Genomic DNA, 22327 nt, shown 5'->3' with positions numbered 1-22327 from the left:
TTGAAATAAAATGTAAATAAAAACGCTCCAAAAAATGGAGCGTTTTATAATTTGATACTTTAGGAGTTATGCTATTTCAGAAACTCTCAAAGTGTTAACCATTCCTTTATCTTTGATTGGCATTGCAGCTAAATTGATTAGGAAATCTCCTTTTTTCACAAAACCTTTCTCTTTTACAATCTCGTTTACATCAGTTACAGTGTCGTCTGTACTTACATCTTTCGTATACATAAAGGATTTAACTCCCCACAATAGATTAAGTTGCGTAAGGATACGTTTGTTTGAAGTAAATACCAAGATGTGAGCATTCGGTCTCCAAGCTGAAATTTGGAACGCTGTATAACCACTGTTGGTCAATGTACAAATCGCTTTAGCATTGATTGAATTGGCCATCATTGCAGCATGGTGACATACTGTTTTGGTGATATAGCGATTGGTTTTTACTTGTGGAGTGTTTTGAGGAACATTAATAAGCGGAGAATCTTCAACAGCTTCTAATATTTGTGTCATTTTCTGAATAACTTGAACAGGGTAGTTACCTGTTGCTGTCTCTCCAGAAAGCATTACTGCATCGGCACCATCCATTACGGAATTCGCAACGTCATTCACCTCTGCACGAGTTGGAGTTAAGCTTGTAATCATTGTTTCCATCATTTGAGTGGCAACGATTACAGGTATTCTTGCAGTTTTAGCTCTTCTAATTAATTCTTTTTGTACCAATGGCACTTCGTGAGCAGGAAGTTCAACTCCTAAATCTCCACGAGCCACCATTAGAGCATCACAAAAAGCTACAATTTTGTCCATATTCTCTAGTGCTTCTGGCATTTCGATTTTGGCAATAATTGGAATTTTGAATTCAGAATGCTCAGCGATTAGTTCTTGTAAGTCTTGTAAATCTCTTGGAGTTTTTACGAATGAAAGTGCAATCCAATCTAATTGTTGTTCAATTGCAAATTTTGCATCTGCAATATCTTTTTCAGTCATAGCCGGAAGAGAGATTTTCGTATTTGGAAGGTTAACTCCTTTTTTAGATTTTAATTCTCCACCTTGAATTACTTTTGCTAGTACTTCGGTTTTTTTATCTGTTTCAACAATTTCGAAAATAAGCTTTCCATCGTCTAAAAGTATTCTTTCTCCTGGATTTACATCGTTTGGAAAGTTTTGGTATTTCATAAATACCTTTTTAGAAGTTCCAATAATGTCTTCGGCAGTTGTGAAAGTAATAAGATCTCCTTCATTAACAAATGCTCCGTCTTCCATCACACCAACTCGTAGTTTTGGGCCTTGTAAATCGCCTAATATTGCAGTTGTGTACCCAAATTCTTCATTTAAACCTCGAATGATGCTGATTTTATTTTTTACATCCTCGTAATCGGCATGCGAAAAATTTACTCTAAACACATTAACTCCTGCTTCAATCATGTCTTTAATGATTTCTCTTGTGCTGCATGCAGGCCCTAAAGTGGCTACAATTTTCGTTTTTTTGTTTGTAAGCATTGGTATTAAAAAATTAAATTGTTTTTCGATTTTATTGTTTCTGTTTTTACACTATAAACCATATTTATGATTTCAATAGTGTTTAAAGCAGCTACAGTTTTTATACTATTAAAATTACTCTGGCAAGTTTCAATCTTCAAGAAATAGTCTGTTTTTTTCATTTCAGGTATTAAATATACTTGAGCTGCTATTTCTATATTTTGATCAAAAAATAAATTGGATTTTAACTGGGCATTGTTCTGAGTTATTTCATTTTTATTTTGAATCAGATGCCAAGTACTATCTTTTTTACAATCATAATAAGAGTATCTCGAAAAAAAAGATTCGCCCTCTTTTATGTGGATCAAAATGTCTTTTGGGCTCTTAACAAGATTAATGTTTAAGGCCTTATTGATAAAATAGGCCAAACGATAATCTTCTACAGTGGTATGTATGGCTATGATAGCATACTCAACTTCCTCAAACTCGTTTAGACTTACTTTATGAACTGCCATTTCAAAAATAAATAGCAGTAAAGATACTATATCTAAGGATGATTTTCTAAGAAAGATTGATATGATTTTGTTAAAACGTTAACGAAAACGATATAGCTTTAAGAAAATTAGGATTATTTCTTATTTATTTTTTCTTGAAATGCAAAATAGGCTCGTTGAGCTGCTTTCTCTTCTGCCTTCTTTTTGGAAGTAGCTCTTGCTTTGGCAATTACTTTATCATCTATGCTTAATCGAACACCAAATAGGCGCTGTCCATCTATACCATTGTCTTCAAAAATATCGAAAAAGAACATTTTTTTTTCTTTTTGACACCACTCAATAACTAAACTCTTGTAACTGATAACTTTTCCTTCAAGTCTGCTAATGTCAACGTAAGGAATGATAACGCGTGAATTAATAAATTTTTCGCAAAACTCATATCCTTTGTCGAGATAAATGGCGCCAATCAATGATTCAAATATATTTCCATGTATGTTATCACCAAAATGTTGAACCGGTACTTTGCTTTCGATGAATTGAATTAATTTTAAATCTTTCCCGAGTTCATTGAGGTGTTCTCTACTAACAATTTTTGATCTCATTTTGGTTAGATATCCTTCGTCGCCATAAGGAGCTTTGTTGAATAAATATCCAGCAATAACCGATCCTAACATCGCATCTCCCAAAAATTCCAATCGTTCATAATTCATTGGATTTCCTTGTTTGTCAAGTTTATTTGAGGATCTATGGGTAAATGCTTTTCGGTAAGGTTCTAATTCATTTGGTGGAAAGCCTAATATTTTTTCGAGTGAATTAAAAAAAATCCCGTCTTCAAGAGAACGGGATTTTGAAAATATTTTTCTAATTATATTCATATATAATTATAGCTCTAATTTTTTAACTAAAACGCATGCATTGTGTCCACCAAAACCAAAGGTGTTGCTCATTACTACTTTCATATCTCTTTTTTGAGCTACATTGAATGTGAAGTTTAATTTCGCATCTATGTTTTCGTCTTGAGTAGTGTGGTTAATGGTAGGAGGAACTATTCCATGTTTTAGGGATAAAATAGAAGAAATTGTTTCTATTGCACCCGCAGCACCAAGTAGGTGGCCAGTCATGGATTTTGTTGAATTTAAATTCATTGTGTATGCATGTTCTCCAAATACATGTTGAATAGCTTTTGATTCTGCAACATCTCCAAGAGGAGTTGAAGTTCCGTGCATGTTTACACCGTCAACATCTGTTGGTTGTAATCCGGCATCTCTCAAGCAATTAAGCATCACATTTTTGGCTCCTAATCCTTCTGGGTGTGGAGCTGTTATATGGTGTGCATCTGCAGACATACCGCCACCACCTACTTCGCAATAAATTTTTGCTCCACGGGCTATAGCGTGCTCGTATTCTTCAAGGATTAGTGCTCCAGCTCCTTCACCAAGAACAAAACCTTCACGTCCTGCATCCATTGGTCTAGAAGCGGTTTTTGGGTCATCGTTTCTTGTGGATAAAGCGTGCATTGCATTGAATCCACCCATACCTGCAATTGTAACAGCTGCTTCAGAACCTCCAGTAACCATTACGTCTGCATGACCTAAACGGATATAGTTAAAAGCGTCGATGATTGCATTTGTAGAAGAAGCACAAGCTGATACGGTTGCAAAATTTGGTCCTCTGAATCCGTATTTAATTGAAATATGTCCACATGCAATATCAGAAATCATTTTTGGAATGAAGAACGGGTTGAATTTTGGAGTACCATCACCAGCTGCAAAATTCAACATTTCGATTTGAAATGTTTCTAATCCGCCAATTCCTGATCCCCAAATAACACCAACGCGGTCTTTGTCTATTTTTTCAAGGTCAAAACCAGCATCAGTCACTGCTTCTTCAGTAGAAACCATAGCATATTGTGCATAACGGTCCATTTTTCTCGCTTCTTTGCGGTCTATAAAATCTTCTACATTGAAGTTTTTTAACTCGCATGCAAAATGAGTTCTAAATTTTGAAGCATCAAAATAAGTAATAGGTGCTGCTCCACTAACTCCGTTGATCAAGCCATTCCAGTATTCTTCAATTGTGTTTCCAATAGGGGTTAATGCTCCTAGTCCTGTAACAACAACTCGCCTTAATTTCATAACGTATGTATTTTGTTAGCTTTAAACAAATAAAACCCACGCATTCTTTATTGTATGAAAAGTACAAAAGAGACATGGGTATTACAATATAAGTATTTTGAAGAGGACAAATCCTCTTGTAAGTATTTAATTGATTTGTAAAAATAATAACACCCGCTTGTTATAATACAAACGGGTGAAAGTTTATTATTTTTTTGCTTCCTCGATGTAAGAGATAGCTTGACCTACAGTAGCAATGTTTTCTGCTTGATCATCTGGAATTTGAATATCGAATTCTTTTTCGAATTCCATAATAAGCTCAACAGTGTCTAATGAATCAGCTCCTAAATCGTTTGTGAAGCTAGCTTCTGTTACAACTTCGTTTTCGTCAACACCTAATTTGTCTACGATAATCGCTTTTACTCTTGATGCAATGTCTGACATAATCTTTAATTTTAGAATTTAATTTGTTGGCAAAAATAAAAAACTTTATTTTAAAACTACTATTTAGTTAATAAATGTATAGTAGAAATGCTAAAATTTATTTTAACAAAGGAGCAACAAAGCTGTTTTTTTTCGTTTTTTATGCCGTTTTTTGCAAAATAAAATTATTTGTAAGATGAAAAGAATTGTTGTTTTTGCCTCAGGATCGGGTACAAATGCAGAAAATATCATAAAATATTTTTTGAATACATCAAAAGCGAAGGTGGTGAGTGTCTTGACCAATAATCCTTCTGCAAAAGTTATTGAACGTGCTTCAAAGTATACTGTTCCAACACAAATTTTTTCAAAGCAAGAACTTAATGAAGGTTTTTTATTACAAAAAATTAATTTGCTTGAACCAGATTTGATAGTTTTGGCTGGTTTTTTACTAAAAGTTCCTCAAAATCTAATAGATGCTTATCCCAATAAAATTATAAATATACACCCCGCATTATTGCCAAAGTTTGGTGGGAAAGGGATGTATGGTATGCATATTCACGAAGCTGTGGTTGCTAACAAGGAAAAAGAGACTGGAATCACTATTCATTATGTGAATGAAAATTATGATGAAGGGGCTGTTATTTTTCAAAAAAGTGTTGCATTGTTAGAAGAGGATACTCCAGTAATTGTAGCAGAAAAAATTCATAAATTAGAACAAGACCATTTTCCTCAGGTTATTGATACGTTGTTGAACGATTAAATATTCTCAAATAACTAGACATTAATCTTGATTAAAGAAATTATAATGGGGCATCAAGTTCATATATACACTGACGGAGCGGCTAAGGGAAACCCAGGAAATGGAGGTTACGGTGTGGTAATGGAATTGGTAGGAACACCTCATAAAAAAGAGTTCTATGAAGGTTTTCGTCTTACTACAAATAATAGGATGGAACTTTTGGCCGTGATTGTAGGCTTAGAAAAACTCAAAAAGCCAAATATGAAAGTCCTTGTAGTTTCAGATTCCAAATATGTTGTGGATTCTGTTGAAAAAAAATGGGTATTAGGCTGGGAGAAAAAAGGCTTTGCAGGAAGAAAAAATGCAGATCTTTGGAAACGCTTTCTAATAGTATATCGCAAACATCAAGTCGATTTTAAATGGATTAAAGGTCATAATAATCATCCTCAAAATGAACGTTGTGATGAATTGGCTGTAATGGCTTCACAGCAAAAGCAACTTTCTATCGATTCTTTTTATGAAAATGAAGAGAAATAATTCTGTAAATTATTGAAAATCAAAACTTTTTGTCTTTAGTGCTTTCGGCCTTTGAATCGTTGCAACTTTACACTTTATAAACTATCTTTGCGCCTTAATTCGAAACACAGCAAATGAATAAATTATTGATTGTTGGAACAGTAGCTTTCGACGCAATTGAAACTCCTTTTGGGAAAACAGATAAAATATTAGGTGGTGCGGCAACATATATTGGTTTGTCTGCTTCTTTTTTCAACTTACAATCTGCTATTGTTTCTGTAGTAGGTGATGATTTTCCTCAAGAGCATTTAGATTTATTGACTTCTAGAAATATTGATATATCTGGAATTGAAATCGTTAAGGGGGGGAAAACTTTCTTTTGGAGTGGCTTGTATCACAATGATTTGAATTCAAGAGATACATTGGTTACAGAACTTAATGTTTTGGCAGATTTTCAACCAAAAGTGCCTCAAAATTTCAAAGATGCTGATGTCGTTATGCTTGGAAATCTACATCCATTAGTTCAAAGTAGTGTTTTGGATCAAATGGAAATTACTCCAAAATTAGTAGTTTTAGATACTATGAATTTTTGGATGGATTGTGCGCTACCTGAATTGCTAGATGTGATTAAGCGTGTAGATGTAATTACCATAAATGATGAAGAGGCTAGACAATTGTCTGGAGAATATTCATTAGTAAAAGCGGCTGCAAAAATTCATACCCTTGGACCTAAATATGTAGTGATTAAAAAAGGAGAACACGGAGCGCTTTTATTTCATAATAATGAAGTGTTTTTTGCTCCTGCTTTACCTTTAGAGGAAGTTTATGATCCAACAGGTGCGGGTGATACTTTTGCAGGTGGTTTTTCAGGTTACATTGCTCAAAGTGAAAACATTTCATTTGAAAATATGAAAAACGGTATCATTTATGGGTCAAACTTGGCTTCTTTCTGTGTTGAGAAGTTTGGAACCGAAAGAATGGTAAGTTTAGAAGAAAATGAAGTGAATCAGCGATTGAAACAGTTCAAGGCTTTAACGCAATTTGATATCGAACTATAATGACTTAAGCTCAGGAAACTGAGCTTTTTTTAATACACAATTTAATACAATACAACACAACAACAAATACCATGAGTGACGCTTTACAACACGAATGTGGAATCGCTTTAGTTAGGCTTCTTAAGCCACTTGAATACTATAAGGAAAAATATGGATCGGCTTTTTATGGCATCCAAAAAATGTATTTGCTTATGGAAAAACAGCACAACCGAGGACAAGATGGTGCTGGATTTGCAAGTATAAAATTAGATGTAGAGCCTGGTCAAAGATATATAAGTAGAGTGCGTTCTAATCATGCACAACCAATTCAAGATGTTTTTGCTCAGATTAATTCAAGAATTAACGAAGAGCTTACTCTTAACCCTGAATATGCTGAAAGCGTAGCACTTCAAAAAGCAAATATTCCTTATTTGGGAGAGTTGTTTTTAGGACATGTTCGTTATGGTACTTTTGGAAAAAACAGTATCGAAAGTGTTCATCCTTTTTTACGTCAAAATAACTGGATGCATCGTAATTTGATTCTAGCTGGAAACTTTAATATGACCAATGTTAAAGAACTTTTCGAAAACTTGGTTGAGTTAGGTCAACATCCAAAAGAGATGGCGGATACCGTTACAGTGATGGAAAAAATTGGTCACTTTCTTGATGATGCAGTGACTGATTTGTATCAAGATTGCAAAAATGAAGGGTTAAATAAAAGAGAAGCTTCGCCTGTAATAGCCGAGCGATTAAATGTCGCAAAGATTCTGCGCCGTGCTGCCAAAAATCTTGATGGAGGCTATGCTATGGCAGGTCTTTTAGGTCATGGAGATGCATTTGTTTTTAGAGATCCAGCAGGAATCAGACCAGCCTATTTTTATCAGGATGATGAAATTGTTGTTGTAGCCTCAGAGCGACCAGTGATTCAAACAGTATTTAATGTGCCTTTTGAAAAAGTACATGAAATTGATCCAGGAGCTGCTTTGATAATCAAAAAGAATGGAACGGTTTCTATGCAAGAAATTCTTCCAGCAATTACAAAAAAGGCATGTTCTTTTGAGCGAATTTATTTTTCAAGAGGTAGTGATGCCGAGATTTATAAAGAGCGCAAAATGTTAGGGAAACTGGTATTGCCGGCTGTTCTAGAAACAATTGATTACGATACGGATAACACTGTTTTTTCTTATATTCCGAATACTGCTGAAACTTCTTTCTTTGGTATGGTAGAAGCTGCTCAGGATTTTTTGAATCAACGAAAAAACAATTATATTTTAGCTAATAGAAATACGTTAACAGCTGAGAGTTTACAAGAATTATTAGCAGTTAAAATCAGAACTGAAAAAGTAGCGATCAAAGATGCTAAATTAAGAACCTTTATTACAGAAGACAGTAGTAGGGACGATTTAGTGGCTCACGTTTATGATGTGACATACGGAGTGGTTCAGCCTACAGATAATTTAGTGATTATTGATGATAGTATTGTTCGTGGTACTACACTTAAGAAAAGTATCATCAAAATGATGGATCGTTTGAATCCTAAACGTATCGTTGTGGTTTCTTCAGCGCCTCAAATTCGTTACCCAGATTGTTACGGAATTGATATGGCTAAGCTTGAAGGTTTGATTGCTTTTAAAGCTGCCTTGGAGTTGCTTAAAGAAAGAAATCTGTACCATATAGTTGATGAAGTTTATGCTAAGTGTAAAGCACAAGAAAACTTTAAAGATGTTGAAGTTGTGAATTATGTTAGTGCGATATATGATCCATTTACGCCACAAGAAATATCAGATAAAATTGCAGAAATGCTAAGTTCATCTGAAATCAATGCAGAAGTAAAAATTATTTTCCAAACAGTTGAAAATTTACATATAGCTTGTCCTAAAAATTTAGGGGATTGGTATTTTACGGGTGATTATCCTACACCTGGAGGTAACCGTGTTGTCAATCGAGCATTTATGAATTTTTATGAGGGTAAAGACGCAAGAGCGTATTAAAGAAATCATAAAATATGCATTTAATCGGATTTTTATGCATTTCATCGGAAAAGATTGTTAGTAATATAGCTTTGCAGTAAGTTTACTACACCATAATATTAGTAGGTTAAGTTTATGGTAGATTTGGGGCAAAAAGGGTGGAAGAAATTCCACCTTTTTTATTTTAATCGTTAAATTAATTTGTTTCTGCTAACTATTGCATTCTTGTATTGCTTTTTTGGAGTTATTTTAAGAGTGTTTTTTAGATATATTGTATAAAAAAAAGAGTCGTTTTCAATTAAGAAAACGACTCTTTTTTTTTGGATAAAATGGTTACTCACTCAAAGCATTCCAGCCCCTGGCTTTTAATGGAATTTTAGTATTGGCTCGAGTAATCAAATGTGTTCCTTCACTTGGTTCAGTCATATGGCCAATGATAGTGAAGTTGGGATTTCCTTTAATTTTGTCGAAATCAGTAATAGCGATTGTAAACAATAACTCATAGTCTTCGCCACCATTTATAGCAATGGTTGTACTGTCAATATTGAATTCCTCGCATACTGAAATAAATTGAGGGTCTAATGGCAATTTGTCTTCATACAGATTACAGCCTACATTGGATTGTTTGCACAAATGCATGATTTCGGAAGAAATACCATCAGATACATCAATCATAGCCGTTGGTTGTATTTCTAAAGCGTGTAATAAGGTACGAATATCGGTTCTTGCTTCTGGTTTTAGTTGTCGCTCAATCAAATAAGTATAGGCATCTAAATCAGGTTGTGAATTTGGATTTACTTGAAAGACTTGTTTTTCTCTTTCTAAAACTTGAAGTCCCATATATGCAGCGCCAATATCTCCAGTCACTACTAATAAATCGGTTGCTTTGGCTCCGTTTCGATAAACAATCTCATTTTCATCTGCTTCACCTAAAGCGGTAATGCTAATAATCATTCCTTTTTGAGACGAAGTGGTGTCCCCACCTATAACATCAACTTTGTATTCTTTCGAAGCTCGAGCAATTCCTTCATATAATTCTTCTAAAGCTTCTAAAGGAAATCGATTGGAAACGGCTACCGAAACAGTGATTTGTGTAGGTTTTGCATTCATAGCACAAATATCAGAGAGATTAACTACAACTGCTTTGTATCCCAAATGTTTTAAAGGCATATAGGCCAAATCAAAATGTACTCCTTCAATTAACAAGTCGGTTGAAATTACTGTTTTTTTTGTGCCAAAATCCAAAACAGCTGCATCATCGCCAATTCCTTTTAGTGTTGATTCTTGGTTAATTTCAAAGTTTTTTGTCAAATGGTCGATTAACCCAAATTCACCTAATTGAGCAATACTAGTACGTTGAGGGTTTTTATCTTCAATCATGTTTATTTATGGTTTTTAAAAAGGCAAAGGTACAAAGATGTTGCCCTAATTTCATTGGAATTTATACGTGTTTATAAAACTAATTAGTTTCTTTGCTTAGAACAGTGCTTACCTTTTCATACTAAAATGCGATTTGAATACTTGTTGTTCTCCATTTAAAAGATAAGTGACTAGAAACCAATAATCGGTCGATGGCAATGGTCGGCCATTGTAATTCCCGTCCCATCCTGAACCTGAGGGTTTGATCTCTTTTATAAATTTCCCGTAGCGATCAAAGATTTGAATGACTGCCTCGGGTTGAAATGCTAAATCCATTATGTTCCAAGTGTCATTAAAGCCATCATTATTTGGGGTGAAAAATTTTGGATATTTCAAAACATTGACGGCCAAAACACGATCGTCACAGCCTCCTTTGATATCTTTAATGGTAACGGTATGTGCACCCGAATTAACATCATAGAAAATGGAGCCATTTTGAAAATTGCCATCGTCAAGTTTAAACTCATAGCTCCCCAATCCATTTTTTACAGTTACTACAACATCGATAGTGTTAGTAAAAGCGCTAGATGTTGTAGCGGTTGCTTCTGCTGGACTTGATTTTTCGACAGTATAAGTCGTGGGATTGAATCCGCAATCAGGTCCAACACTTGGACTTATCTTTTGACTTCTCATAGTGTAAACTCCTTCCTGTGTTGTTGAAAAATCAACGCCTGTACTAATTTTGGTACCTGACAAATACCAATCAACATTATAATCATTCGGATCTAATCCTGAGGTTAATATGGCGGGTTGTATCACTTTGCCTGACTGAAAATCAACACAAATAAAAGCAAGTTGTGGCGCTAAATCCTTCAAAGGAAATATGGTAATTTCAAAAGTAAGCTCTGAGAAACAGTTTGGATTCGTTGCCGAAGCAGCATAAATATACATTTTTTGACTTGCAGTAATCTCATCGCCAGCTTGATATGGTGTACCTCCTTTATTTGTATTTGAATAATAAGCACCAAGGCTCAAAGGCGGTAAAATATAGCTAACACAAGCAGCAATATTTGTCGCAGGTTGAAGTATGGGAGTATTAGAGATGTTCACCATGAAAGACGTTTCACTGGTGCAAGTGATCCGGTTACCAGCCTCAGCAAAAACATATATTCTTTGCGTTGTTTTTAAAACAGTACCTACTGCGATTGGATCTTTCCCGTTTGGGCTTAAGTAATATCCTCCAACAGTTAAAGAAGGCAAGGTATAACTATCGCAAGTATTTATATCAGCGAATGTTCCAATATCGACTTTTTTTATGTTAATTTTAAAAAAGGATTCATTACTACACGCTTTAAAATCATTCCATTCATTATAGATAAAGACAGTTTGTGAAGTGCTGATCAGCGTGCCTTCAGGAATTACCGTTCCAACTCCTTTACTGCCTCCCGAAGCCGTGTAATAGGTGCCATTTTTTAATCTTGGCAACGGAAAACTTGTACATGAAATGACGTCTGTAAAATTATCAACAACGGGTTTTGGTCTAATTTCAATTTTAAACGGATGCTCGTTGCTGCACTCTGGGCTAGATGCAAATACATAAATCGTTTGGTTTATGGTAATACGTGTTCCTGCTTGTAATTGGTTTCCTCCTCCATTGGGTAAGGTGTAATAGTTTCCATTTGTTAAAGTGGGTAAAATGTATTCTTCACAAGCCAACACGTCATCTGGTTTGTCAATCAAGGGCAAGGGTTTTATTGTGATATCTATTTTTAGCGTATCGGTACAATTGGGCGTAGTGGTAGTAGTTGCAAAAAAATAGACCGTTTGCGAATTAGTAATTTGGGTTCCAGCAGGAATGGTATTACCTTGACCTCTGGGCTGATCATAATATCCACCAACTGAAAGTGGAGGCAAGGTATACCCTCCACAGCGACTAACCGGTCCAAATACGGAGGGATCAATGATTACAATTTGGAATGAGGTTTCATTAGTACATTGTCCATCATCGGCAAATATGTAAATGGTTTGAGTTGAAGTGATAGCGGTTCCTGAGGACAAAATTGTTCCGTTTCCTCCCGGTTGCGTGTAATAGTTTCCTTTTGTTATAACAGGTAAAACATACGAGTTGCATGTTACCACGTCTGCTAATTGGTCAACGGGCGGCAGCGGAAAGACAGTTATAGCCACCGCTTCGTCTCTACAAATTACTCCATTAATTTCAGCATAGTAAAAAATAGTTTGACTTGTTGTCAAAATAGTTCCTGCAGGCAAAAGGCTACCGCCGCCACTGGATTGGGTATAAAAGTCACCCACAAGTACATCTGGAACAACATACTGCCCACAACCTTCTTTCAAAAAAGATAAGTCATATGCTAAAGTGACCAAAAATGAAGTTTCATTACTGCAAATAGAATTAGGTGACGGATCGTTGTATATATAATAAGTACCCGATGTGGTGATCACATCTCCGATATTGAGTTGATTTCCTGTAGCGTTCGGTCCAGTATAGTACTTTCCATTGGTAATATTGGGCAAGGTGTAACTATTACAGGCAATAACATCAGCTAACCGATCCACATTCGCCAAAGGAATACCAATAACATCAAAGGTTACTGTGGCATAGCATCTGGACTCATTGTTGCTTTCTACACGTACCCAAATAGCAAGGGGTGATCTAGCCAAAGTCATGATAAAATTGCGGGGATTACTAATGCCATTGGTTTGGTTATTGGCATCAATTAAATTAAAGTAATACGACAACGTGTATTCTGTTGGAGGTAATCCATTTAAAATACTACTAGCATTAGTGGTTAAATCAACGGGGATTTGTCCATTTGCAATATCGCACACTTTAATCTCAGGCGGATTGATAATATTTAGTGGAGCTGTAATTTGTAGTTCAAACGAAACCAAATCATTACAAAGTGTGTTATTGGTAATATGAATGGGTTTGATATATATCGTTTTGTTGGCTGAAGTGATATAGTTGGTCAATTGGTTAGCTGGAATAGCAGGTCCGTTGGCACTGGCATTAGCCAAGGAGTCAAAATATAAAAGAGAATAGGAAGCAGGATCTAATCCTAGTGCAGCTGCATTATTTTTAGTTAAATCGAAAGGGTAACTTATACTGGCATTATAGCAATTAATCAAGTCTTTTGGAGGGACTAAAGCCAATTCGAAAATGGTCACTTCGTCTTTAATAACACATCCCGAAAGAGTAGCTGTTACGCCATAGGTTCCTGCTTGAGTTACGGTCAAAGTTGCTTTGGTTTCGCCTGTTAGTTCAGCACCATTTAATGTCCATTTATAATTATAATTTCCAACTAAATCCGACTGAAGTAGTAGTTGCTCTCCTTTGCAAAGGATTTGATCGGGGCCTAAGTTCATCGATGTTTTAAAACTACCGCCTTTAATAAAAACTGCCGAATCATAATTACTATCGTTGTAATCTCCTATGGCCAATTTAATTTGATACTTCCGATTCGGAACTACAGTTGCTGAGGCGGTTAATACCTTAGTTTCGCCTCTCATATTCATTAAAGAAGTAGTAGAATTACCAACATTATAATTATCAAAAAAAGAAGCATTGGCCGAAAGACAGGATGAATTGTACCGATTATCACGAATATTTAAAACGGATACTGCTTGATTTGTTTGGGGAAGTACAGCCAAATTAGTGGAAATACCAGTAGTAAGATCCGTCAATATAAAACCAAAAACATCGCTAAAACCACATTGAAACTCGCCATATTCGTTAGACGCAAACAAAAAATCAAAACTAAAATTACTGGACACTGGTGTAAAATCAAATTGAATAAAACTCACATCCGTAATAGGTGTAATTTGCCCGTTGCTATTACTAATCGCTTGCAAATCTGGATCACCATTGGTATTCAATTGACTACTCTCGTTAGCGCCAGTATACGTTCCTTCGGTGTGCTTAGCAATTCCATTCCTAATAATAATACCCTCTTGAAAGGGAAAATTAGGGTTTGAACTTATAAACTTCCCAATTCCTAAACGTGATGAAAATTTGAAATTGCTCTCCTCAGCGCAAGCATTTTGCAACAATTCATTTCTAACCAATTCAGGAATACTCAGCGTAGTCGTATCCACAACGATGCCCTGCGACCAAGAGTGTGCCGAACAAAATAATAAAACAAGAAATAGAGCTTTTCTCATAATTCTGAATGTATTATTTAGGATAAACAAATATACAAATCAAAAAAGTAAAAAATTGATAATCAACAAATTGAATTAATTATTATTTCGAAGGCCTCTATTTCATAACGACTAAGCCAAATATCCGAAAGCAACTGATTACAAAAAACAGTAGCAACTAGCGCATCGCCTCAAAATTGATTAAATTGCAACTTAGATCTATAAAATTTTAAAAAAATGAAAGCATTCGACATAGTGACCCTAACGGTCAACCCAGCAGTAGATAAAAGCACCAGTTTTAAAGGATTAGTAGCCGAACAAAAAATACGTTGCGAAGTACCAAGATACGACGCAGGAGGTGGCGGAATCAACGTCTCTAAAGCGATTGCTCGTTTGGGAGGCAATTCTATGGCTTTATTTACTTCAGGTGGTGCAATGGGGCAATTGTTGGAAGAATTAGTGGCTAAAGAAAATATTGCCAGTGAGGCTATTGCTGTGGAGAGTTGGACACGAGAAAGTTTTGTGGCTGTAGATACGAATACCAACTCGCAATACCGATTTGGACTTACAGGAGGTTCGTTAAAACAAGAAGAAAGTGAGCGATTTTTAGCAAAAATTGCTGAGTTCAAACCCAAATTTTTGGTCGCTAGTGGTAGTTTGAATGAAGGCTTGAATTCTGATTTTTACCAAAAAATAGCGCATATTGCTAAAGAGAACAACTCAAAATTAATTATTGATACTTCAGGAGAAGCTTTAGAAAAAGTCCTTGAAGTAGGTGCTTATTTAATCAAGCCAAACGTTGGTGAACTAGCCAAATTAATTGGCGAAGAGCGACTTGAAATGGAAGAAGTAAATGAAGCAGCCAAGAAAATTATTGCTAAAGGAGGTGCGGAAGTAGTAGTGGTATCTCTTGGTCCACAAGGTGCTGTTTTGGTGACCAAAGACCATTATGAGTTTGTTCCTGCTCCCAATGTCGCCAAAAAGAGTACTGTAGGCGCTGGTGATAGTATGGTAGGAGGAATGGTTTGGGCACTTTCTCAAAATAAACCTTTAAAAGAAGTTATTCGATGGGGCGTGGCTTGTGGTTCAGCTGCCACGATGAATGAAGGTACCCAATTATTCAAAGGTTCGGATGCGCTGCGTTTGTTTGATTGGTTGAAGGATAAATAGGAAAAGCCCCCTAACCTCCTAAGGGGGAATTAGAAACAAAAAACCTGACAGTTTTGATTGTCAGGTTTTCTTTTTATTGTCATAAAAGCTAAAGCTATATTTGCAGAAAAAGAAGTTACTTATTTCTTTTTTTCCAAATTTCGGGATTTCTTGAAGTATGAAAAATGGCAAAAACAGTAATTAACTTTAATTCTTCATCTACAAGATAATGAATTAGGAAAGGGAATTTTTCAATTTTACGACATCTTATCGCATCGTATTTTATGGAATACAAGTAAGGGTTTTTCTTTAAAGAATTAATTTGTCTTTTTACTTGAGCTTTGTAGCGAAAACCTAAACCTTTTAATTGTATTTCATACCATTCAGAGGTTTCAAGGATGTCATTGAGTGCGTCAATATCTATCTTTAATTTATAGCCCAAATCTTTATAGTGTTTTAGATACTTTGTCCCAATCCAAAAGGCGTTCAGGATTAGTTTTAGCTTTGGCAATTCGATCTAACACAATTTTTTGATGCTCTATTGGAATTTCAACATCTTCATTCCAAAGCGCATCATTGATTTTCAATCGATCTTTTGGAGATAATTGTTTAACCGCTTCGAGTAATTGGCTTACACTTAAATCAATGTTTAATTTTATTGTTTCCATAAAAACAAAGTTAATGAAAAAAGACTTTATCTGCTAGTCTCTTTAAATTTTGTAAAACATACATAGTCTTAAAATAGTTTAAAACTAAATTGTTATGATTTTTAAGCTAAACAAAAATACCTGACAACTTTTACATTGTCAGGTATTCTATCTTAATACTTTGTACTTAAATCTTAATACTAAAGTTAATCATTCAGCTTCAACACCGCCATAAACGCTTCCTGTGGAATTTCCACATTTCCTACTTGACGCATACGTTTTTTACCTTTTTTCTGTTTTTCCAATAGTTTACGTTTACGAGAAATATCTCCTCCGTAACATTTGGCGGTAACGTCTTTACGCAAGGCTTTTATGGTTTCACGAGCAATGATTTTGGCACCAATTGCAGCTTGAATCGGAATATCAAATTGCTGTCTCGGAATCAACTCACGCAATTTTTCGGTCATTTTTTTACCAATTGTATAAGCGTTGCTTTCGTGAATTAGTGCAGAAAGCGCATCCACCTGATTAGCGTTCAATAATACATCCAGCTTAACCAATTTAGAAGTACGCATTCCAATTGGAGAGTAGTCAAACGATGCATAGCCTTTAGAAACTGTTTTCAATCGGTCGTAAAAGTCGAATACTATTTCGGCCAATGGCATATCAAAGTTTAATTCTACACGTTCCGTAGTCAAATACGTTTGGTTTGTGATAATACCACGTTTTTCAATACACAAACTCATTACGTTACCCACGAAATCAGACTTGGTAATGATAGTTGCTTTGATATAAGGTTCCTCTACACGGTCCAATTTTGATGGTTCCGGCAAATCGGATGGATTGTTAACGATAATAGCTGTTTCAGGCTCTTTTTTGGTATACGCCAAATACGAAACGTTCGGAACCGTAGTAATTACCGTCATATCGAATTCACGCTCCAATCGCTCCTGAATAATTTCCATATGTAGCATTCCCAAGAATCCACAACGGAAACCAAATCCTAAAGCTGCCGAACTTTCAGCCGTAAATACCAGCGAAGCATCGTTTAGCTGTAGTTTTTCCATCGAAGCTCTTAGTTCTTCAAAATCTTCTGTATCTACAGGGTAAATTCCAGCAAAAACCATTGGTTTTACGTCCTCAAAACCTGTAATCATATTGGTGGTAGGTGTTTTGGCATCTGTGATGGTATCACCTACTTTTACTTCTTTGGCTTCTTTAATTCCAGAAATCAAATACCCAACATCCCCAGTTGAGATGATGCTTTTTGGCACCTGATTCAATTTTAGAGTACCTACTTCATCGGCAAAATATTCATTGCCAGTAGCCATAAATTTTATCTTTTGACCTTTTTTGATTTCTCCATTTACCACACGGAAAATAACTTCAATCCCGCGGAAAGGGTTATAATGTGAATCAAAAATCAAAGCTTGTAACGGTTCTTCTTTATTACCTTTTGGAGGTGGAATTTTTTCGATAATGGCAGCCAAAATATTTTCGACACCAAAACCTGTTTTTCCTGACGCGTGAATAATATCTTCTAATTCACAGCCCAACAAATCGATAATATCATCGCTTACCTCCTCAGGATTAGCGCTTGGCAAATCGACTTTATTTAAAACTGGAATAATTTCCAAATCGTTTTCTAAAGCCAAGTATAAGTTAGAAATCGTTTGTGCTTGTATACTTTGAGCCGCATCTACAATCAAAAGCGCGCCTTCGCAAGCGGCTATCGAACGAGAAACTTCATAGGAGAAATCCACGTGACCCGGAGTGTCAATCAAATTCAAGATATATTGTTCGCCTTTGTAGGTGTATTCCATCTGTATAGCGTGACTCTTAATGGTGATTCCACGTTCGCGCTCCAAGTCCATATTGTCCAACAATTGAGCTTTTTCTTCACGAGCGGTAACCGTTTGCGTGGCGCCTAATAATCGGTCAGCAAGAGTACTTTTTCCGTGGTCAATGTGTGCAATAATGCAAAAATTTCTAATGTGTTTCATGCGTTGTCTCTGTCATTAATGGCGAAAAATATCGCTTTCAAGCTGCAAATATAGCGCAAAGTTTAGATTTAATTGTATGTTTTTAAAGTTAGTACCTATAACTATTTATTTTTAATCCCGTTACTGCTGGTGTTTAAGAATTGAATAATGGAACTAGTATTTTAATAAAACAACTTTTTTCATAGTACAAGAAGTAGTATCAAGCTATTGCTGTTGTTTTTGTACATTTGAGAAATGAGTGCGGCATCCCCTTTTTTGAAAAAACTACATCTAATTATTTCAGCAGCTATAGTAGTACCTGTTGGTTTGGTATATGGCGGTAAGCCTGACCTCCTTTTTGAAGTAAGCTTACAATCGACCGATGATTTTTCTATTTTTAAAGCTATAATGGGTTTGTATTTAGGCTTTTCGTTTTTTTGGCTTTTAGGAATTTTTCAAAAACAATTTTGGAAAGCCGCCACGATTTCTAATATGATTTTTATGTTGGGCTTGGCTTTCGGGCGATTGGTTTCGATGTTTTTAGACGGTTTACCTTCTACAGTATTTCTTTTGGGTACTGTTGGGGAATTGGTTTTAGGGGGTTACGCTTATTATCAATTGGTTGATGATGAAACTAGCTGAGGTTTTTATTTTTTATCAAAAGTAAAGAATACCTTAGTGGTATCTTTTTTTGTGTCAAAAATGATTCTTCTATTCTCTTTATTTTCTAATTCAAACTGCTCATTTACAACAAATTTTACTTCGGTGAACTTGTATCCCGTATAGGTAGTTATTGTAGTTTGATAAAGGTTATCTTTTTTAATTTCTTTCATTTCGGTATCATTATCCCAAGAAAGAGGTTTGTCATTTCCTCGAATTCCTACTTTTTTGATGTTCTTGATTTTAGATGCATCCAAAGTATAAACTACCGTTCTCTTATACGTTTTTTGAACACAACTTGTCAAAAGTATGCATAGAACTAGTGCCATTATGTTTTGTGTAGTTCTCATAATTATGCTTTGTTTTTAGTTAATAAATAATCCATACCAAAACGTCCTGAGCCTAACATCAGATTAAAAAGCCCAATCCACAGGAAACCCATAGCAGGAAGGCAATTCCAAAGACCGTTTTGAATTTGCTGCATAAAAATAGCCACTAGCATAGTGCAGATTATTAAGAATGAAGCTATCCTTGTTTGAAGGCCAATTATCAGAAGAAGACCACCAATTGCCTCCGAAAAAGCACCTATCCAAGCAAAGAACGCAGGAGCAAGGGCAAAAACTCCTCCATAACTTGCTACATCACTTGGGAACCAAAACGCTACTTCAAATAAGCCTAAGTTGTTGTCAGCGGGAGACCAAGGCATTCCGAATTTGGCCGCTCCAAAATCAAAAGCTAATAAATAGCCACAGACGATTCGTGGTAGGGTTACGACTAAATCTTGTGACCAATGTGGCAACAAAGTAGGTGTTGTGATTGTTTGTATTATTTTCATATATGTAAATTTTATTTTTTATAGGTCATATATGGTATGCTTCGCCAATTCGCTTCGCTCGGGTCGCCTTTTACTTATCGGTGTTTGTTTGCAACAAACTTGTTGTTAGTGGCGATTTCATAATTCTTTTGATTTTGTGATTGAAAACTCTAGTTGGTTATTAATTTGCCATTGCCTGATTTTTTTGAATTGGCATCAAATTTGGCTTTTCCTTTGTTGATGATATCTCCATTTCCAGATACTTTTGCCGAAAGGGTATCGGATACATTTACGATAAGGTTTCCGTTTCCAGTGCTGTGCAAAGTGGCTTTTTTTGCAATAAGGTTTTCAGCGTTTACATCCCCATTTCCTGTTTTATTGATATCTAAAACATCAATAGTTCCAATAATTTTACTATCTCCATTTCCTGTGTTTTCCATCCTAAAGTAACGTCCAAAAACATTTTTAACAATCAAATCGCTATTTCCTTCATTCTTGATGACACTAGCTTCGGGCATTGTGATTTTAATTTTGGGATTGGTTTTTTCAATATATTTTTTGTTGTTTTTGTTGTCCTTGAATTGAATTTTTAGTTCATATTCTGAGGTGTTTTCTGAGAAAACTAGAAGATGCTTCAAGTTGTCATCGATGGTTACCGAAATGCTCCAAGGTTTTCCTATTTCGATTTCAATTTTTCCATCCAAATCTTCTAGATAAACTTTGTCGAAATTTTTATAATCATAATTCGTAGTGATGGTTTTTCCAGAACCTTGAAGTTGTGCTTGTGCAAAGATTGACGTAATGGTCAATACAATGGTGAGAATTATTTTTATCATACTCTTTGTTATTAGTTTATTGGTTATTATAAGTCATTCCTAAATTCAAGTCACCTTTTACTTTTAGTGTTACCGAGCCATATTCGTTGCCTGTGTTTTCTATTATTAAAGCCGTATTTTTTGCGGTTTTGAGGTTTGCCGTTTCTTTGGGTTTGATAAGAATGGTAGAGTGCGTTCCTCCGTTAATGGGAGCTTGATAAATTTTTAAGGTCGTTGTTCCTTCATTTTTCAAATAGGTTTTGAAAGCATTGTGTTCGTTTTTTCCTAGGACAAATGTTTCGTTGGGTTTAATAGAAGTATTGGAGTTTAATGACCCAAAAACACCGCAAGAAGTGGCTAAAAATAGTGTTGCTAGGCAAGCAATACTTGTTGTACTTGATTTCATAGTTTTTGTTTTTATGGATGAATAACAAAGCAAAGATGCGTTGTATAGCAGTAGCAAGCGTTGCAAATTATAATTTGAGTCCAAGTAAGTAGGTCTCAAATTGTAAATGAAGTTTGTTGTCAAGCAAAATCAATGATTAAGAGGGGAGCCTCAAATTGTGTTTTGAAAAAGAGAAGGTGTATTTTGAAGTTTTTTGCGCGAAGGATGCAAGGGAAAATCCTTTTTTGCGATTCTTTTAGCAAAAAAGATTGGAATAGGCAGCCTGACCCTTTTCGGGTCGCGCCCAAATTTAGCTAAAGCTTTGAAATGTATTCTTTTGGAGAAAGACCTGTATTTTTTTTGAAAGCACGATTGAAGGTAGCTTTGGAATTAAAACCGCAATCATAGGCAATTCCTAGAAGCGTGGTTTTTTTATGTTCACCTTCTGTAAAAGCTTTTTTGACAGATTCAATTCTGTGATGGTTGATGTAGTCGTTAAAGTTCATTTGAAACCCTTGATTGATGGTTTTTGAGATTATGGACGCGTTGGTCTGTAATTTTTTAGCCACTTCGGTCAATGATAATTCGGGGTCTTGATAGAGTTTTTGATGAATGATAATCGATTCGATTTTATCTTTCCAAAAAGTAATTTCTTCTGAAGGTTTGTTTTCAAGAAATTCGAAATCAATATCCAACACTTCGGTTTCTGATTGGTACGGGTTGGCTAGTAATAAAGCAGGCTTCTTTTCAAATACGGATATCTCAAAAGGAATTTTGGCAACAATAGCATTGGCATATCCTTCTATCGCGATGTAATAAAGGACAAAAGAAAAGAAGAGAAAAAACCACCAACTCCCTTTGTAGCTATTTAGTTCTGCAAAATAATTACCTAAAACATCAAAAACCACGGGCAATATGAGCATAATCAGAAAGCTATACAAGAACGTTTTTATCCATTTAAAAAGTAAGCTATCTGCGTAGCTTACCACCTGTTGCATTAGTTTTCGGTATTTATTGTAAAATCGAATTGAGATGATAAAATAAAAAAGCATTGAAAGTTGTCCTGTGATTTGATACCATTCATCGAAATCTTTATCGGAACCATCTTGATAAAAATAGTAATCACCTAGAATAAGTTTATCATAAACAAATAGCGATAAACTATAAAGCAGATAAAGGAGGGCAGGAACAAAATGAATACTGTTTTTTATGTTTAAGGAAAAAGAGGGATTCAATAAGCTTTGAATGTAAAAGTACATTAAGGGACCAATTAAAAACAAATGCTGGAAAGGCGTGTAAAATAAAATATCTCGATAAGGCTGATTATCATACCATCCGCCAAAACCCAACATCCAAGGCGCAATATACAAACAGCAAACAAAAATGAAAATGCTTAGCCAATAGTTGGAGGAAACCTCGGTTTGAATTCCTTTTTTTAGCAACAAAAAGGAGTAAACAATGCCGTGAGAAAATGAAATTAATAGCAGTGAAGAATAAAAACCAAAGGTAAAAAGCATATCGAAGTTTTCGTAAAAATAATTATAAAATGCTAAAACAGTGGCACTCTTGAGATTAAATTTTATTAC

Annotated in this window: 21 protein-coding genes; 6 read left to right on the top strand and 15 right to left on the bottom strand. The window is 35.2% G+C overall.

Annotated features, from left to right (window positions below):
- Positions 1 to 66: 66 nt before the first annotated feature.
- The 5 genes from pyk to ACSVH9_RS09915 form a co-directional block, all read right to left on the bottom strand.
- Positions 67 to 1497, bottom strand: coding sequence for a pyruvate kinase (pyk, locus tag ACSVH9_RS09935; protein ID WP_438063581.1), 1431 nt, complete (start codon positions 1495 to 1497; stop codon positions 67 to 69).
- Between the two features lie 5 nt (positions 1498 to 1502).
- The gene (locus ACSVH9_RS09930; RefSeq protein WP_159689593.1) at positions 1503 to 1991 is read right to left on the bottom strand and encodes an IPExxxVDY family protein; all 489 of its coding nucleotides are present in this window, start codon (positions 1989 to 1991) and stop codon (positions 1503 to 1505) included.
- Positions 1992 to 2104: 113 nt separating this feature from the next.
- Positions 2105 to 2845 (bottom strand): ribonuclease III, encoded by a 741-nt coding sequence (gene rnc, locus ACSVH9_RS09925; protein ID WP_159689596.1) that lies wholly within the window; start codon positions 2843 to 2845, stop codon positions 2105 to 2107.
- A 6-nt stretch (positions 2846 to 2851) separates the two neighbouring features.
- The gene (gene fabF / locus ACSVH9_RS09920; protein WP_438063580.1) at positions 2852 to 4105 is read right to left on the bottom strand and encodes a beta-ketoacyl-ACP synthase II; all 1254 of its coding nucleotides are present in this window, start codon (positions 4103 to 4105) and stop codon (positions 2852 to 2854) included.
- 186 nt (positions 4106 to 4291) lie between these two features.
- Positions 4292 to 4528: an acyl carrier protein gene (locus tag ACSVH9_RS09915; protein ID WP_007137004.1), complete on the bottom strand. Its 237-nt coding sequence runs from the start codon at positions 4526 to 4528 to the stop codon at positions 4292 to 4294.
- A 175-nt stretch (positions 4529 to 4703) separates the two neighbouring features.
- Between ACSVH9_RS09915 and purN the strand changes: the two genes are divergently transcribed.
- From purN to ACSVH9_RS09895, 4 genes are all read left to right on the top strand, one after another.
- Positions 4704 to 5267, top strand: coding sequence for a phosphoribosylglycinamide formyltransferase (purN, locus tag ACSVH9_RS09910; protein WP_438063579.1), 564 nt, complete (start codon positions 4704 to 4706; stop codon positions 5265 to 5267).
- A 45-nt stretch (positions 5268 to 5312) separates the two neighbouring features.
- The gene (rnhA, locus tag ACSVH9_RS09905) at positions 5313 to 5783 is read left to right on the top strand and encodes a ribonuclease HI (RefSeq protein WP_438063578.1); all 471 of its coding nucleotides are present in this window, start codon (positions 5313 to 5315) and stop codon (positions 5781 to 5783) included.
- A gap of 113 nt (positions 5784 to 5896) precedes the next feature.
- The gene (locus ACSVH9_RS09900) at positions 5897 to 6820 is read left to right on the top strand and encodes a PfkB family carbohydrate kinase (RefSeq protein WP_438063577.1); all 924 of its coding nucleotides are present in this window, start codon (positions 5897 to 5899) and stop codon (positions 6818 to 6820) included.
- 71 nt (positions 6821 to 6891) lie between these two features.
- A complete protein-coding gene (locus tag ACSVH9_RS09895; protein ID WP_438063576.1) occupies positions 6892 to 8790 on the top strand; it encodes an amidophosphoribosyltransferase in 1899 nt (632 codons plus the stop codon).
- 312 nt (positions 8791 to 9102) lie between these two features.
- Here ACSVH9_RS09895 and thiL read toward each other — a convergent pair whose 3' ends face one another.
- Both thiL and ACSVH9_RS09885 read right to left on the bottom strand, forming a co-directional pair.
- The gene (gene thiL, locus ACSVH9_RS09890; protein WP_438063575.1) at positions 9103 to 10149 is read right to left on the bottom strand and encodes a thiamine-phosphate kinase; all 1047 of its coding nucleotides are present in this window, start codon (positions 10147 to 10149) and stop codon (positions 9103 to 9105) included.
- A gap of 108 nt (positions 10150 to 10257) precedes the next feature.
- A complete protein-coding gene (locus ACSVH9_RS09885) occupies positions 10258 to 14310 on the bottom strand; it encodes a choice-of-anchor L domain-containing protein (RefSeq protein ID WP_438063574.1) in 4053 nt (1350 codons plus the stop codon).
- A gap of 216 nt (positions 14311 to 14526) precedes the next feature.
- On the opposite strand from ACSVH9_RS09885, the gene ACSVH9_RS09880 reads away from it, so the two are divergent.
- Positions 14527 to 15459, top strand: a complete 933-nt coding sequence (locus ACSVH9_RS09880; RefSeq protein WP_438063573.1) for a 1-phosphofructokinase family hexose kinase — start codon at positions 14527 to 14529, stop codon at positions 15457 to 15459.
- Between the two features lie 115 nt (positions 15460 to 15574).
- Here the strand turns inward: ACSVH9_RS09880 and ACSVH9_RS09875 are convergent, their stop codons facing one another.
- From ACSVH9_RS09875 to lepA, 3 genes are all read right to left on the bottom strand, one after another.
- Positions 15575 to 15880, bottom strand: coding sequence for a type II toxin-antitoxin system RelE/ParE family toxin (locus ACSVH9_RS09875; protein ID WP_438063572.1), 306 nt, complete (start codon positions 15878 to 15880; stop codon positions 15575 to 15577).
- Positions 15881 to 15884: 4 nt separating this feature from the next.
- Complete coding sequence (locus ACSVH9_RS09870) at positions 15885 to 16106, bottom strand: addiction module protein (RefSeq protein ID WP_064715756.1); 222 nt, start codon at positions 16104 to 16106, stop codon at positions 15885 to 15887.
- Between the two features lie 185 nt (positions 16107 to 16291).
- A complete protein-coding gene (gene lepA / locus ACSVH9_RS09865) occupies positions 16292 to 18088 on the bottom strand; it encodes a translation elongation factor 4 (RefSeq protein WP_298294697.1) in 1797 nt (598 codons plus the stop codon).
- A gap of 234 nt (positions 18089 to 18322) precedes the next feature.
- Between lepA and ACSVH9_RS09860 the strand changes: the two genes are divergently transcribed.
- Positions 18323 to 18709, top strand: coding sequence for a DUF4345 domain-containing protein (locus ACSVH9_RS09860; RefSeq protein ID WP_438063571.1), 387 nt, complete (start codon positions 18323 to 18325; stop codon positions 18707 to 18709).
- Positions 18710 to 18714: 5 nt separating this feature from the next.
- Here the strand turns inward: ACSVH9_RS09860 and ACSVH9_RS09855 are convergent, their stop codons facing one another.
- The 5 genes from ACSVH9_RS09855 to ACSVH9_RS09835 all read right to left on the bottom strand — a co-directional run bounded on the left by ACSVH9_RS09855 (position 18715) and on the right by ACSVH9_RS09835 (position 22258).
- Positions 18715 to 19077, bottom strand: a complete 363-nt coding sequence (locus ACSVH9_RS09855; RefSeq protein WP_438063570.1) for a hypothetical protein — start codon at positions 19075 to 19077, stop codon at positions 18715 to 18717.
- A 2-nt stretch (positions 19078 to 19079) separates the two neighbouring features.
- The gene (locus ACSVH9_RS09850) at positions 19080 to 19562 is read right to left on the bottom strand and encodes a DoxX family protein (protein ID WP_438063569.1); all 483 of its coding nucleotides are present in this window, start codon (positions 19560 to 19562) and stop codon (positions 19080 to 19082) included.
- A gap of 149 nt (positions 19563 to 19711) precedes the next feature.
- On the bottom strand, positions 19712 to 20377 hold the full coding sequence (locus ACSVH9_RS09845) for a GIN domain-containing protein (protein WP_438063568.1): 666 nt from the start codon (positions 20375 to 20377) through the stop codon (positions 19712 to 19714).
- Positions 20378 to 20393: 16 nt separating this feature from the next.
- Positions 20394 to 20762, bottom strand: a complete 369-nt coding sequence (locus ACSVH9_RS09840) for a hypothetical protein (RefSeq protein WP_438063567.1) — start codon at positions 20760 to 20762, stop codon at positions 20394 to 20396.
- A 293-nt stretch (positions 20763 to 21055) separates the two neighbouring features.
- On the bottom strand, positions 21056 to 22258 hold the full coding sequence (locus ACSVH9_RS09835) for a helix-turn-helix domain-containing protein (RefSeq protein WP_438063566.1): 1203 nt from the start codon (positions 22256 to 22258) through the stop codon (positions 21056 to 21058).
- Between the last annotated feature and the right edge of the window lie 69 nt (positions 22259 to 22327).

Origin of the sequence: Flavobacterium sp. RSSB_23 (genome assembly GCF_051547145.1) — a bacterium.
Taxonomy (GTDB): domain Bacteria; phylum Bacteroidota; class Bacteroidia; order Flavobacteriales; family Flavobacteriaceae; genus Flavobacterium.
Note: the sequence above shows the minus strand (reverse complement) of the source record. Positions and strands in the feature narration are given on the sequence as shown.